Source organism: Prauserella isguenensis (genome assembly GCF_014191605.1).
In the GTDB taxonomy this organism is placed as follows: Bacteria; Actinomycetota; Actinomycetes; order Mycobacteriales; family Pseudonocardiaceae; genus Prauserella; species Prauserella isguenensis.
The window spans coordinates 465016-477815 of the sequence record NZ_JACHWU010000001.1 but is presented as its reverse complement, the minus strand read 5'-3'; the positions used below and the strand labels follow the sequence as shown (position 1 = coordinate 477815).

Annotated in this window: 12 protein-coding genes and 1 tRNA gene; 6 read left to right on the top strand and 7 right to left on the bottom strand. The window is 69.4% G+C overall.

Going from position 1 to position 12800, the window contains the following annotated elements:
* Positions 1 to 5 precede the first annotated feature (5 nt).
* Positions 6 to 1004: a galactan export ABC transporter permease subunit Wzm/RfbD gene (gene wzm / locus FHS23_RS02240; RefSeq protein ID WP_425501068.1), complete on the bottom strand. Its 999-nt coding sequence runs from the start codon at positions 1002 to 1004 to the stop codon at positions 6 to 8.
* Between the two features lie 180 nt (positions 1005 to 1184).
* Between wzm and FHS23_RS02235 the strand changes: the two genes are divergently transcribed.
* On the top strand, positions 1185 to 2684 hold the full coding sequence (locus FHS23_RS02235; RefSeq protein ID WP_183646965.1) for a hypothetical protein: 1500 nt from the start codon (positions 1185 to 1187) through the stop codon (positions 2682 to 2684).
* Between the two features lie 120 nt (positions 2685 to 2804).
* Here FHS23_RS02235 and FHS23_RS02230 read toward each other — a convergent pair whose 3' ends face one another.
* Positions 2805 to 3362: a bacterial proteasome activator family protein gene (locus FHS23_RS02230; protein WP_183646962.1), complete on the bottom strand. Its 558-nt coding sequence runs from the start codon at positions 3360 to 3362 to the stop codon at positions 2805 to 2807.
* A gap of 205 nt (positions 3363 to 3567) precedes the next feature.
* Between FHS23_RS02230 and FHS23_RS02225 the strand changes: the two genes are divergently transcribed.
* Positions 3568 to 4767 carry a cysteine desulfurase-like protein gene (locus FHS23_RS02225; protein ID WP_183646959.1) on the top strand — a complete coding sequence of 400 codons (1200 nt, stop codon included), beginning with the start codon at positions 3568 to 3570 and terminating at the stop codon, positions 4765 to 4767.
* A gap of 19 nt (positions 4768 to 4786) precedes the next feature.
* Here FHS23_RS02225 and FHS23_RS02220 read toward each other — a convergent pair whose 3' ends face one another.
* Entirely contained in the window at positions 4787 to 5761 is a 975-nt protein-coding gene (locus tag FHS23_RS02220) for an NAD(P)H-quinone oxidoreductase (RefSeq protein WP_183646955.1), read from the bottom strand.
* A 193-nt stretch (positions 5762 to 5954) separates the two neighbouring features.
* On the opposite strand from FHS23_RS02220, the gene FHS23_RS02215 reads away from it, so the two are divergent.
* The 3 genes from FHS23_RS02215 (at position 5955) to FHS23_RS02205 (ending at position 8622) form a co-directional block, all read left to right on the top strand.
* Entirely contained in the window at positions 5955 to 7475 is a 1521-nt protein-coding gene (locus FHS23_RS02215; RefSeq protein ID WP_183646952.1) for a M28 family metallopeptidase, read from the top strand.
* 492 nt (positions 7476 to 7967) lie between these two features.
* Complete coding sequence (locus tag FHS23_RS02210; RefSeq protein ID WP_183646949.1) at positions 7968 to 8453, top strand: MarR family winged helix-turn-helix transcriptional regulator; 486 nt, start codon at positions 7968 to 7970, stop codon at positions 8451 to 8453.
* A gap of 84 nt (positions 8454 to 8537) precedes the next feature.
* A tRNA-Ser gene (locus tag FHS23_RS02205) sits at positions 8538 to 8622 on the top strand.
* 218 nt (positions 8623 to 8840) lie between these two features.
* On the opposite strand, the gene FHS23_RS02200 is transcribed toward FHS23_RS02205, so the two are convergent.
* Complete coding sequence (locus FHS23_RS02200; protein ID WP_183646946.1) at positions 8841 to 9428, bottom strand: TetR/AcrR family transcriptional regulator; 588 nt, start codon at positions 9426 to 9428, stop codon at positions 8841 to 8843.
* A 95-nt stretch (positions 9429 to 9523) separates the two neighbouring features.
* On the opposite strand from FHS23_RS02200, the gene FHS23_RS02195 reads away from it, so the two are divergent.
* Positions 9524 to 10555, top strand: a complete 1032-nt coding sequence (locus tag FHS23_RS02195) for an alcohol dehydrogenase catalytic domain-containing protein (RefSeq protein ID WP_183646943.1) — start codon at positions 9524 to 9526, stop codon at positions 10553 to 10555.
* Between the two features lie 37 nt (positions 10556 to 10592).
* On the opposite strand, the gene FHS23_RS02190 is transcribed toward FHS23_RS02195, so the two are convergent.
* The 3 genes from FHS23_RS02190 to FHS23_RS02180 all read right to left on the bottom strand — a co-directional run bounded on the left by FHS23_RS02190 (position 10593) and on the right by FHS23_RS02180 (position 12272).
* A complete protein-coding gene (locus tag FHS23_RS02190) occupies positions 10593 to 11126 on the bottom strand; it encodes a DinB family protein (RefSeq protein WP_221218929.1) in 534 nt (177 codons plus the stop codon).
* 73 nt (positions 11127 to 11199) lie between these two features.
* Positions 11200 to 11847, bottom strand: a complete 648-nt coding sequence (locus FHS23_RS02185; protein ID WP_183646937.1) for an ImmA/IrrE family metallo-endopeptidase — start codon at positions 11845 to 11847, stop codon at positions 11200 to 11202.
* Between the two features lie 5 nt (positions 11848 to 11852).
* The gene (locus FHS23_RS02180; RefSeq protein ID WP_183646934.1) at positions 11853 to 12272 is read right to left on the bottom strand and encodes a helix-turn-helix domain-containing protein; all 420 of its coding nucleotides are present in this window, start codon (positions 12270 to 12272) and stop codon (positions 11853 to 11855) included.
* Between the last annotated feature and the right edge of the window lie 528 nt (positions 12273 to 12800).

Below are 12800 nucleotides of genomic sequence, written 5' to 3'. Positions count from 1 at the left end.
TGGTGTCACACCCAATACGAGACACGGGCACGGTAGTTGCGCATCACCACGAGCGCGAGTGCCCATCCGACGATCGTGATGCCGATGGCGACGAGCCAGCTCTTGCCGTCGATGTGCTGGCCGATCAGCGGTGCACGCACGATCTGTACGAAATGATAGAGCGGGTTCAGTTCGATGATGGGCAGCGCCCAGGACACGCCATCGCGGCCGTTACCGGCGTACAGCTGGTCGATCGGCCACACGATCGGCGTCAGGTAGAACAGCAGCTGGATCAGCGAGTTGATGAGCTGCGGAATGTCGCGGTAGCGCGTCGAGATGACGCCGAGCATCAGCGTGACCCAGCCGGCGTTCAGCGCCAGGATCGCGAAACCGGGCGCGGCCGACAGGATCGACCAGTCGATACCGGGGTGGCACAGGCCGTTACCCGTGGTGCACGCGTCGTCCTGGATGCCGTACTGCTGCGACAGCGCGGGGAAGAAGATCGCCACGATGATCACGTAGACGATCACGTTGTGCGCAGCCATCAACGTCTGCCGCCACACCGTCCGCAGCGCGTAGATCGTCAGTGGCGCGGGCATCTGCTTGATCAGACCCTCGTTGGAGATGAAGGTCTGCATGCCCTCGGTGATGCAGCCGCTGATGAAGCCCCAGACGATGAAGCCGGTGACGATGTAGGGCAGGAACGTCTCGATCGGCAGGCCGAACAGCTGCGAGTACAGCAGGCCGAGGCCGAGCGCGATGACACCCTGGGTGATCGTCAGCCAGAACGGGCCGATCACCGAACGGCGGTATCGCTGCTTGATGTCCTGCCACCCGAGGTGGCCCCACAGTTCCGTCTGCCGCAGGCCCGAGCGGATGTCGTCGAAGGCGCGCTTGAAGGACCGGCTGCCGGGAACGGGTGCGGTGTCGGTCGTGTCGGCGTTCATCGGTGACTTCGTCCCTGGGCTGTCGCCTGATCCGCCGTCGCGGGAATCAGTGGCCGTCGAGGTGCTTGTGGCATGCACGAGATATGAGGGTACTGCCGCGCCGAAAGTGCGAACGCGCGCGTCGCCTTCTGTGGTCAGCAGATCGCCCATGTGGGTGTAAACAGGTACGAAATGCCAGGTCAAGACGCTGACCTGCTGCCCGTTGCGGGTGTGGTGGGAGGGGTCGGAGGCCGGTGGGCGCGCTGGTAGTTTGCGGCCGTGAGTCGATTGGCCGTGACCGCGGCGGGCCTGCTGGTGGTGTTCGCGTTCGGCACCTGGATGGCGTGGTCGTACGTCACCGACGCGGCATTCGTGGACGCCCGCTATGCCCAGAACCTCGCCGAAGGGCACGGTCTCGTCTACAACGTCGGGGACCACAACCCGGTCGAAGGGTTCACCAGCCTCCTGTGGACGTTGTGGCAGTCGCTCTTCTCGCTGTTCGGCGCCGACCCGGTGCTCGTCGCGCAGGTGACCGGCGTCGCGGCCGGTGTGGCGACGCTCGTGCTGCTGATGCGCGCGGTCGACGGCGCCGCGGCCGTCGTGGCCGGCTGCGCCTACGTGCTGTTCCTCCCGACCTACTTCCACCTCGCGGGCGGACTCGAGACGGGCCTGGTCGCGCTCGTCGTGCTGCGCATGGCCGTGCTGGGCATGCGGGTCGTCGAGGAGCGCCACGTCGTCGACCTCGAACCACCGCTGCTGCTGATCCTCGCCGCGACGTTGCGGCCCGAGGCGCTGATCGCGGTGCTGCCCGGGTTCGTCGTCTGGTTCCGGTCACGGCGATTCTCCGGGCAGGCGCGCGCGGGGCTGACGACCGCCGCGGTGCTCGGCGTGGGCTGCATCGTGTGGACGGTCGTGCAGTACAGCCACCTCGTGCCGAAGCCGTGGAGCGACGCGATCGGCCCGCTCGGATTCGACGGGGAGTGGCTCTGGTCGACGGTCGTCGTTCTCGCGCCGTTGCTGCTGCTCACGGTCGCGCTGCTGACGTGGCCCGAACTGCGGCGGGTCGGCGCGTTCTTCTGTGTGACAGTGCTCGCCGCAGGGTTGCCGCTCGTGCTGTTCGGCCCGCCGGAGGCCGATGCGCTGCACCGCTACGCCTTCGCGGTGTTCCCCGTGCTGTGCCTGGGGGCGGGTGTGGCCGTGGCGGCGATGGCCGGTGTGCGGTTCGTGCAGGCGGGCGTCGGCGTCGTCGTGGTCGGCTGGGTGGCCGTCGCGGGCGTCGCGTCGCCGGGACTCCCGGCCGTGGCGAACACCGGCATCGACCTCGAACGTACCCACGCCGCCATCGGCAGGGGGCTCGCCGATGCCGACGTGCCCGCGGGCGCGCGCACCGTCGCGGTCGCCGACCCGGGTGTGATCCCCTACTACAGCGGCTGGAACGCCGTCGATTACAGCGGCCGCAACAACGGGCTCATCGCCGACGGGGCGCGGCCCGACTCCGTCGTGCGCACCCACGACCCCGCGGTGATCGTCGTACCGTCGCCCGGCCAGAACATTCCCGACAAGGTGCACGGACTCGACGTGCCCATCGCCGTGGCGGGGTATTCGCAGGTCGGGCCGTTCCAGGCGCGCAGTGGCAGCTGGCAGTTCGTGTTCGTCAAGCCGGAGTTTGAGCAGCAGGTCGAGGTGAAGGTCCGCGCGGCCGTCGCCCGCGGCGAACAGCAGTACGGCAACGACTACTCCGTGACGATCAACCGCTGGCTGAACAGCCTCAAAGACTGACGACCGCAGGGCTGACGGCCGCAGCACTGGCGGTCTCCCGCGCTGATGCACTCCAGCGCTGACGACACCGATGCCCGACGCCCCGGGCTGTGTGAGGGGGTGCCGGGCCGGCGCCGGTGACTACAGGTACTGACCCGGGTTGCCGATGCCGGTCGGGGCGCCTTCGGCGGAGCCCTGCGGCAGGCCGCGGCGCATCTGCTCGAGCTGGGCACGGGCGGCCATCTGCTGGGCGAACAGAGCCGTCTGGATGCCGTGGAACAGCCCCTCGAGCCAGCCGACGAGCTGGGCCTGCGCGATCCGCAGCTCGGCGTCGGACGGTGTGCGGTCCTCGGTGAACGGCTCGACGAGGCGTTCCAGCTCTGTCCGCAGGTCCGGCGCGAGCGCCTCCTCGAGTTCCTTCATGGAGGTCTGGTGGATCTCACGCAGCCGCTGCCTGCTCGCCTCGTCCAGCGGCGCGGCCTTCACCTCTTCGAGGAGCTGCTTGATCATCGTGCCGATACGCATGACCTTCGCGGGCTCTTCGACCATGTCACCGACGGACTCGCCCGTGTGCTCGGCCTCACCGTCGGCGGCCTCGGGGTTGATCCGCGCGGCGCCGACAGGGGACCCGTCGGGTCCGACCACCATGACGTGCTGGTCCTCCGAGGGCGTGGCGTACGGGGTGTTCGGCTCCGTCATAGCTCCATCCTGGCTCGTTCCGGGAGGGTGTGGCAGGTATCGAGGGTACTCAACACGTCCGTGCGCGGCGGGTGCGCCGGTCGGAGTAGGGGATGCTCGGCCGAGGAAGGGCATCCGGGCAATTCGACCATCGTCGATGGTGACGGTCGATCCGGACTCCATACCCCGGCTGCGCGGCGAAAACTCGCCTCCGTACCGTTGTCGCATGGCGTTTGACGTCGCTCGGATCCGTGGGTTGTTCCCCGCTCTGGGTGACGGCTGGATTCACTTCGACGGTGGAACCGGAATGCTCGTCCCTGAACAGGTCGCGTCGGCCGTCTCGACGGCGATGCGGGCTCCGGTCTCCGGTCCGGGCGGAGCGTTCCCGGCCTCACAGCGGGCGGAAAGCATCGTCGCCGCGGCACGGCGTGCCGTGGCGGACCTCGTGGGAGGCGAGCCCGACGGCGTTGTCCTCGGGCCCAGTGCCTCCGTGCTGATCGCGCGCCTCGCGGACACGCTGTCCATGCGGTGGACGATCGGCGACGAGGTCGTGGTCTCGCGGCTTGACGAGGAGGCCAACATCGCGCCGTGGCTGCGCGCGATGAACCGCGTCGGCGGCAAGGTCCGCTGGGGTGAGATCGACATCGAGAACTGCGAGCTGCCGGAATGGCAGTACGCCGACCTGATGGGTGATCGCACCAAGGCCGTCGCCGTGACCGCGGCCTCCGGGGCCGTCGGTACCCGTCCCGACCTGGCGCCGATCACGTCGGCAGCTCAGCAGGCGGGCGCGCTGATGGTCGTCGACGCGACGTACGCCGCGCCGTTCGTCCCGCTCGATATGTCGATACTCGGCGCCGACGTCGTCGTGCTGTCCGCGCAGTCCTGGGGCGGACCGGCGATCGGGGCACTCGTGTTCCGCGACCCCGACCTGCTGGCGCAGCTGCCGCCCGCGGCGCTGTCACCGGAGGCGAACGGCCCGGAACGGCTCGAACTGGGCCCCCACCCGTATCCGCTGCTCGCCGGACTCATCGCGTCGGTGGACTACCTCGCGGGTCTCGACGACTCCGCCACCGGCACGCGCCGTGAGCGGCTGCTCACCTCGCTCGGTTCGGCGAAGGCCTACCAGGAGAGCCTGCTCGACCGGCTCGCCGCCGAGCTGCGCTCGCTGCCGGACGTCACCGTGCTCGGCGACCCGATGCGGCGGATCCCCGCGCTGGCGTTCTACGTCGACGGGCGCAAGGCCTCCGACGTCGCCGACTACCTGGCCCGCCAGGGGCTCTGCGCGTTCGCGGACCCGGGCAGCTGCGGCCTGTTCGAGGCACTGGGCATCGGCGAGGTCGGCGGGGCCGTGCGCATCGGCCTGGCTCACTACTCGAACGGCTTCGAGATCGGCCAGCTGGCGCGCGTGCTCGCCGAACTGCCCTGAGCCGGGGACCGCGCCGCGGTCACTTCGCGGTCAGGACGATCTTGCCGAACACGCCGCCCTCGTCGAGTGCGCGGTGGGCCTGCGCGGCACTGCCGAGCGGCAGCACCTGGTCGATGACGGGCAGCACCGTGCCCTGATCCAGCAGCGGCCACAGATGCGCGCGCACGTCGGCCACGATCGCCGCCTTGCTCTCGAGCGACCGCGACCGCAGGGCCGTCGCCGACACGGTGCCGCGTTTGCGCAGCAGCTTGCCGATGTTCAGCTCACCCTTCACGCCCCCCTGCATTCCGATGATCACCAGGTGGCCGCTGTCGCGCAGCACGTCGATGTTGCGATCGAGGTACTTCGCGCCGATGTTGTCGAACACGACGTCGGCGCCCCCGGTCGCCGCCTTCATCTCCTCGACGAAATCCTGCTCGCGGTAGTTGATGGTGATGTCCGCGCCGAGTTGCCTGCACCGGTCGAGGCGGTCGTCCGAACCGGCGGTGACGGCGACCGTCGCGCCGAGCGCTTTCGCCACCTGGATGGCGTGGGTGCCGATGCCGCCTGCTCCACCGTGTACGAGTAGAACGTCCCCTTCGGACAGTCCCGCGTGCATGACGAGGTTGGACCACACGGTGCAGCCCACCTCGGGCAGCCCGGCGGCCGAGTGCAGCTCCACCTCGTTCGGCAGGGGCAGCAACTGGCTCGCGGGCACGGCGACCTTCTCGGCGTAGCCGCCGCCGGCCAGCAGTGCGCACACCTCGTCGCCGACCTGCCAGCCCGTGACGCCCTCACCGAGTGCGGAGATGGTGCCCGAGCACTCCAGGCCGAGGATCTCGCTGGCCCCGGGCGGCGGCGGGTAGTTCCCCTGCCGCTGCATCACATCGGCGCGGTTCACGGCCGTGGCCGCGACGTCGACAAGCACCTCGCCGGGTGCGGGTTCGGGGTCGGGCACCTCGGTCAGCTCGAGGTTCTCGGGAGGTCCGGGTTCTCGGAGCATGATCGCGCGCATACCGCGACTGTATGTCACTCGACAGAACGTGGCCCGGTGGCACGGAACCACGGCCGGTGGCACCGGTCCGAACCTCGCCGGGCGGCTCCGGTGACTGTCATTCCCTTGTGACCACGTGTTTTTCCTACGAACGGACCTTGACGATTCGGAGAACTCGCACAAAAGTGACGCCGCAAAGTCAGAAGGGGCTCAGATGTCATTCAGTAGAGGGAAGTTGCGGTCCGTCACCGCCATTGCGGCGTGTGCGGGCCTGGTGCTCACCGGCACCGCCGCGGCCCAGGCCGCGCCGAAGTCACTGCCCGACGAGCTGCCGGACAAGGTCGAGCTCGGTGCGATGCAGCGCCACCTGATCGCGATGCAGCGCATCGCCGACGTTCACGACGGCAACCGGGTCGCCGGTTCGCCGGGACACGAGACGTCCGCCGAGTACATGGCGCAGCGTCTCGAGGACGCCGGTTACGACATCACGCGCCAGCAGTTCCCGTTCACCTACACCGAGACGCTCGCCGAGAAGCTCACGGTCGGTGGCGAGGACGTGCCCGTCGTCGTCATGGAGTACAGCAAGAACACCGAGGAGGGCGGCCTGACCGCTCCGGTCGCGGCCATCGAACCGGACGACACCCCGGGTTGCGAGGCGTCCGATTTCGGTGACGTCACCGGCCAGATCGCCCTCGTGCAGCGCGGTAGCTGCTCGTTCGCCGACAAGCAGGCCGCCGCCGCCGAGGCGGGCGCCGCCGCAGCGATCGTCTACAACAACGAGCCCGGTCCGCTCAACGGCACGCTGGGCGACGCCGACAGCGCCGAGATCCCGACCGGCGGCATCAGCCAGGAGGACGCCCAGACGCTGATCGACGCCGACGGACAGGACATCACGCTCGAGCTGCGGCAACTGCAGGAGGAGCGGACCACCTACAACCTCATCGCCGAGACGACCACCGGCCGCGACGACAACGTCGTGATGGCCGGTGCTCACCTCGACGGCGTCACCGACGGTGCGGGCATCAACGACAACGGCACCGGTTCGGCCGCGCTGCTCGAGACCGCGCTGCAGCTCGGCGGCTCCCCGGACGTCAACAACAAGGTCCGGTTCGCCTGGTGGAGCGCCGAGGAGTTCGGCCTGGTCGGCTCGACGCACTACGTCAACTCGCTGAGCCAGGACCAGCAGCTCGACGTCGCGATGTACCTGAACTTCGACATGATCGGCTCGCCGAACGCCGGTTACTTCACCCTCGACGGCGACGACTCCGCCGGTGAGGGTGCGGGCCCCGGACCGTACGGCTCGGCGCAGATCGAGAAGGCGTTCGAGGACTCGCTCGCCTCCCGCGGCATCGAGACCGAGGACCGTGACTTCGACGGCCGCTCCGACTACGGCGAGTTCATCGCCTACGGCATCCCGGCCGGTGGTCTGTTCACCGGCGCCGAGGGCATCAAGACCGAGGACCAGGCCGCCAAGTGGGGCGGAACCGCCGGTGAGGCGTTCGACCCCTGCTACCACACGCCGTGCGACAACCTGGGCAACGTCGACTACGACGCCCTGGACGTCAACGCCGACGCGATGGCCGAGGTGACCGCGCAGTACGCGCTGAGCACCGAGGACGTCAACCACATCGCCCCGGCCGAGAAGAAGAACAAGGCCGAGGTGGCCAAGCAGCGGTCGGCGAACAAGAAGGTCGCCGCGCAAGCCAGCGACCGCGCGCACGAGGTCACGTCCTGACCCCGAGCGAGTAGGACGACGGCAGTGAGACAGTGCCCGTTCCCCGCCTCGGCGGGGGACGGGCACTGCTGCATCTCACGGAGGATTCTGACTGTCTGCTTCGCCCCGCAGGCCGTTGGTCGGGCCTGGGCGCGGCGCGCGGCCGCGCCCAGGCTCTTACCGAGGTTGCGATGGGCGAATCACCGGCGACCGAGGTGCATGCGCCCCGCTGCCGCGCGACCGGGCCGCTGTCGCTGCCCCGGTCGCGGGGAACGCGGTCTCCGGCGCGGGCGGGCCCTGTGCCCGGTGTCGCACCGGGTTCGGCGCCGTGGGCCGCCGGCTATGCCTTGATCTTCTTGCCATGGCACCACCTGACCCTTCCCGGGGCGGAGCCGGCGAGCTGCCCGGTGGGCGGAGGCGTTCGGCCCTGCCGGCTCCCTCCGTACCCCCCAGCGTGCTCCCGTCGGCGGAGGTGCACAAGCCGGACGAGCCGGAAGGTTCTAGTCTCCGGGCATGGCTGTTGACGCTGCTGACCCTGGCGACACGCGGTGGCTCACCGAAACGGAGATGACCGCGTGGCGGCCGTACATGGTCTCGACGTTGCGCCTGCGGCAGCGGCTGCATCGGGAACTGGTGGAGGCCCACGACGTCTCGTTGATCGACTACGAGGTGCTGGCGGCTCTGTCGGCCACGTCGACGGGAAGCATGCGCATGAGTGAGCTCGCCGCGCTCCTCGGGTCGACGAAGAGCCGGCTGTCGCACCAGATCGGCCGGATGGAAAGTGCCGGGTACATCCGCCGCGGCAAGGACCCGGAGGACAAGCGTGGCGTGACGGCCGAGCTCACCGACAACGGTGTCGCCGTGCTGCGCGCGGCCGCGCCGACCCACGTCGCGGGCGTCCGCGCGCACATGGTCGACCTGCTCACCGATCACGAACAGGCGGCACTGGGATCCGCGTTCACCCGCGTGCTGAGCCACCTGGAGGACCTCGACGAGTAGGGCTCGGCGGCGGGCCTGCGGTGGGGCAGTGCGTCCCGCCCGCCGGGCCGGTTGCTGATCGCGGCACGCTACCCTGAGCGCAGGGGAAGCGTGGCAGAGCGGCCGAATGCACTCGACTTGAAATCGAGCGTGGGGCGACCCACCGGGGGTTCAAATCCCCCCGCTTCCGCAGTCGTACGGCGAACGCCGGGTCGGGCATTCCGGCCCGGCGTTCGTGTTGTTCGGCCGGTGCCGTGACGTCGAGTCGCCGTTTCCCTCTCGGGTGTGTGTCACGTGCCGGCGAGCGATGCACCGGCTTCAGGCGGCGGACCGGGCGGAACGATCCGAGTCCGGACGGCGGTCACTCGGGCAGTGCCGTCGCCGGGAAGCGGTGTCCGCGCGGTGAGGTCACTCCGGTGAGACGGCGCGGTGGACGCTGTCGCGCAGTAGCGATCGCCTGCGCTCGTGGATCTCGGGTGGCTCGTCGGCAGTCGCCGCGTACACGTTGCTGACCGGTGACCAGGCCATCGACATCGCGATGACCATGGCCATCAGGTCGAACGGATCGCCCTGTCGTACGAGTCCGCGTGCCTGCGCGTGGGTGATGGCGCGGAGTTTGCCGCCGTCGAGGCGGTCGGCGTCCTCGACGAGATGTCCGGCGGGCTGCCGTTCGAGCCGTGCCCATGTCGCCAGCCGGATGAGATCGGGCCTGCGGAGGTACTCGTCGTACAGTCGTACCGCCCAGTCGGCGAGGTCGGTCGCGTCGATCGGCACGACGTTCAGGATGCGTTCGAGTGAGCCGAAGAAGATCGCGTCGAACAGGCCCTCCTTGCTGCCGAAGTAGCCGTAGAGCTGGGCCTTGTTGGTGCGCGCGTTCGTCACGATGCGGTCGACACGTGCCCCGGCGACTCCGTAGGCGGCGAACTCTGCCGTGGCGGCCTCGATGATGCGTTCCTTGGTCGCGGCACCGCGTGGGGTCAGGGGCGTGTCGGCCATGCGGCGACCCTAACAACAGACTAGTCGGTTTGCCATTCCGTGCCGCGCGCTCTAGCGTGAGAACAAACCGAACAGTCTGTTTATGGAGGTGTGTCGTGCGCAGCACCACGGCATGGCGAACGGCGAACTCGGGTGAGCTCGAACCCGCACTCATCGAGCGGCGTTCTCTGCGGCCTGACGACCTCGGCGTCCGGGTCGACCACTGCGGGGTCTGCCACACCGACCTGCACTCGGTGCGTGACCGCACGGACGGTGCCACCGTCGTCCCCGGCCACGAGTTCACCGGTGCGGTCACGGCGGTCGGCAGCGGTGTCACGCGGTTCCGTGTCGGGGACCGCGTCGCGGTCGGCAACATCGTCGACTCGTGCGGGACCTGCGCGATGTGCCGGAAAGGGCAGGAGAACTTCTGCCACGACTTCCCGACGCTCACCTATGGCGGTACCGATCGGATCGACGGCACACCCACCTTGGGGGGCTTCGCTCGCGAGTACGTCGTGCGGGACCGGTTCGCCTACGTATTGCCGCCCGCGCTCGACCCCGCCGGTGCCGCACCGTTGCTGTGCGCCGGGATCACGGTGTGGGAACCGCTGCGTGCTCTCGAGGTCGGCCCGGGTCGGCGGGTCGCCGTGGTGGGGCTCGGCGGGCTCGGTCACCTGGCCGTGAAGCTCGCGGTCGCGCTCGGTGCGGAGGTGGCGGTCGTCAGCCGGTCAGCGTCCAAACGCGACGATGTTCGGCGTCTCGGTGCACGCGAACTCATCGTCTCGACCGACGAGGCTCAGCTGGCCGCGGCGCGCGAACGTTTCGACGTCGTCATCGACACGGTCGCCGTAGCCCACGACCTGTCGCCGTACCTGCGTCTGGTCGCCCTGGACGGCACCCTCACTCAGGTCGGTTATCTCGGCCCGGCCACCGTGAACACCACGGACCTCCTGATCGGCCGCAAGAGTCTCAGTTCGGCGGGCAGCGGCGGCAGACGTGCCACTGCCGAACTTCTCGACTTCTGCGGCGAACACGGCATCACCGCGGACGTCGAGGTACTACCTTCGGCGAAGGTCAACGAGGCGCTGGATCGCCTCGAGCGTGGAGACGTCCGCTACCGCTTCGTGCTCGACATGTCGGACCTCTGAGCCGTGCGCGCCGTGCCGTTCGCCGCGCGGATCGTGCTCACACGCCGGTGCCGCCGTCGATGCGCTCGCGGAGCAGGTCGGCGTGACCGGCGTGGCGGGCGTACTCGGCGATCATGTGGGTGTAGATCCAGCGCAGACTGACCTCCATGCCGTGGAACGGTGCCGTGGAGTCCAGCACGCGGCCCGCACAGTTGCGTTTGGCCACGGCGATCTCTTCGCGCCACGCCGTCATCGCCTGCTCGGCGGACACATCGTCCAGCAGGTCGAATCCCTCATCGTGTTCACCACCCGTCGACGGATACACCGACGGGACGTCCTCGCCGGCGAGCGTGCGGCGGAACCACGCACGCTCCACTTCGGTCAGATGCTGAACCAGCCCGAGCAGAGTGAGTTCCGACGGCGGCGCCGAGGCGGTGCGCAACTGCGGCTCGTCGAGTCCTTCGCACTTGAGCGCGAGGGTGTCGCGGTAGAAGTCGAGCCACGCCGCGAGGGTCGTCGCTTCGTCCGCGGTCGTCGGCGGCCGCTGTCGTTCCACGGATACGTGCCCGTCGGCCGGGCGTTCGGTAGCCATGACGCCGATGCTCTCAGCTGGTGCCGACATTTCGGGGAGCTTCGACGCCGCCCGGCTCTCCGACGCTGCCGGGCTATCTGACGCTGCCCGGCTCTCCGACGCTGCCCGGCTCGGCGACGCCGCCGTCGGCGGCCCGGGCGGGTGCGAACCGGGGGCGTTTCGCACGGTGGCGGCAGGCGATCGTGCGCGCGCCCGTGGCGTTCAGTCGCCAGCGTGCCAGCCGTCTACTCACCCCGTACCGGTGTGCCACGGCGGCGTCGGTCCACCCGCGCAGTGCCGCGGTGCGCGCCGCGTCTCGCGGCAACAACAGTTCGCCCGCGAGTTCGTCGGCCTCGCGTTCCACGGACGTGGCCGTCGTACCGCACAGGCCCGCTTTGGTCACCAGTAGGTCGAAGTCGTGTTCGAGTAGCACGTGCGCCATCTCGTGGGCGACGGTCGCGCGCCTGCGGCGGGTGTCGTGCACATGGTTCTCCACGATCACGCGCACACTGCCGACCGCGACGAGCGCGCCCGAGAACGAGTCCGCCGCGGGACCGGTGAAGTGCCGGACCGCGTCTCGGGGCATCGCCGGATCTCCGAGATCGAGGACCGGAATGCCGTACAGCTCGGCAAGGGAGTACGGGTCGAGCGGGTCGCACACGGCCAGCCCCAGCTCGTTCCTGACGGACAGTGCGAGCCGTCCGGCGTGTGCCTTGAAACCCCGTCGGAGTGGCTGCGACACGGCCGTCACCCTTCCGAACGCGTGCCGCCGGAGCCGGCCGCGCCCGTGCCGGTGTGGTGCTTGATGCGGCGCATCGTCGCGCCGACGATCTCGAGCAGATACTCCTTGTCGGCCTCCGGCAGGTCGTCACGGGCCCGCAACAGCATGGCGAGCTGGGTCTCGAGTTCCGGGGTCGGGCCGCCGTCCGCGGAGCCGTCGGCGTGGTCCTCGTCGGGACGGCTCATGAATTCTTCCGCGGGGGTGCCGAGCCACTGCACGAGCGCGATGAACCCGTCGAGGTCTGGGCGTTGGCCGTTGCCCATACGGCTGAGCAGTGACGGGCTCACCCCGGCTTCCTCGGCGAGCTGGCGCCACGACAGATCCCGCGCGCGACGCTGCGCATCGAGCGCGTCGTGCAGTCGACGCAGGTCCATGCGACCTGACATGTGACCTCCTTCGGCGGATCGGCGCAGCACAGCTTGGCAGGTGGCAGGGCGGATGACCACCCTGAACTTGCAACTGAGCAACAGGGTTGCACAATCGGAACATGTGAGGCAAGCTCGGCACGGCACCGCGATCGACCCGGGCCACGGCCGTTCGGCCACAGGATGGGCCGAGCAGGATCAGCCGAAGCGGCGGTGTGCGCACGGGCCCGGGAGTACGTGCGCCGAAGATCGCCACGGACACCGACAGGGGGAACCGGACATGACCGTCGAACGTCCCGCAGGCCACGCAGGAGGCCGCAGCAACGCCGACGAACCCGCGCGGTACACGGCGTTCGCGGTCCGGTTCCGGCTGTCACCGGACTCGCTGACCTGGCTGGTCGTCCGGGACGGGACCGTGCTGTCCCGCCACGTCCGCAAGCGCGACGCCGAACGGCTCGCCGCCGCACACGCCCGCGGCTGTCGTCCGAGTTCTCTGGTGGTCGAGCGTATGGACGGCAGCGAACAGGCTAGGCGGCATTACCGACATTC

What these genes read in the sequence shown, in the direction of transcription:
- FHS23_RS02230 (WP_183646962.1), bottom strand. Translation starts at nt 3,362, where the DNA reads ATGACGGAGCCGAACACCCCGTACGCCACGCCCTCGGAGGACCAGCAC.
- FHS23_RS02225 (WP_183646959.1), top strand. Translation starts at nt 3,568, where the DNA reads ATGGCGTTTGACGTCGCTCGGATCCGTGGGTTGTTCCCCGCTCTGGGT.
- FHS23_RS02220 (WP_183646955.1), bottom strand. Translation starts at nt 5,761, where the DNA reads ATGCGCGCGATCATGCTCCGAGAACCCGGACCTCCCGAGAACCTCGAG.
- FHS23_RS02215 (WP_183646952.1), top strand. Translation starts at nt 5,955, where the DNA reads ATGTCATTCAGTAGAGGGAAGTTGCGGTCCGTCACCGCCATTGCGGCG.
- FHS23_RS02210 (WP_183646949.1), top strand. Translation starts at nt 7,968, where the DNA reads ATGGCTGTTGACGCTGCTGACCCTGGCGACACGCGGTGGCTCACCGAA.
- FHS23_RS02200 (WP_183646946.1), bottom strand. Translation starts at nt 9,428, where the DNA reads ATGGCCGACACGCCCCTGACCCCACGCGGTGCCGCGACCAAGGAACGC.
- FHS23_RS02190 (WP_221218929.1), bottom strand. Translation starts at nt 11,126, where the DNA reads ATGGCTACCGAACGCCCGGCCGACGGGCACGTATCCGTGGAACGACAG.
- FHS23_RS02180 (WP_183646934.1), bottom strand. Translation starts at nt 12,272, where the DNA reads ATGTCAGGTCGCATGGACCTGCGTCGACTGCACGACGCGCTCGATGCG.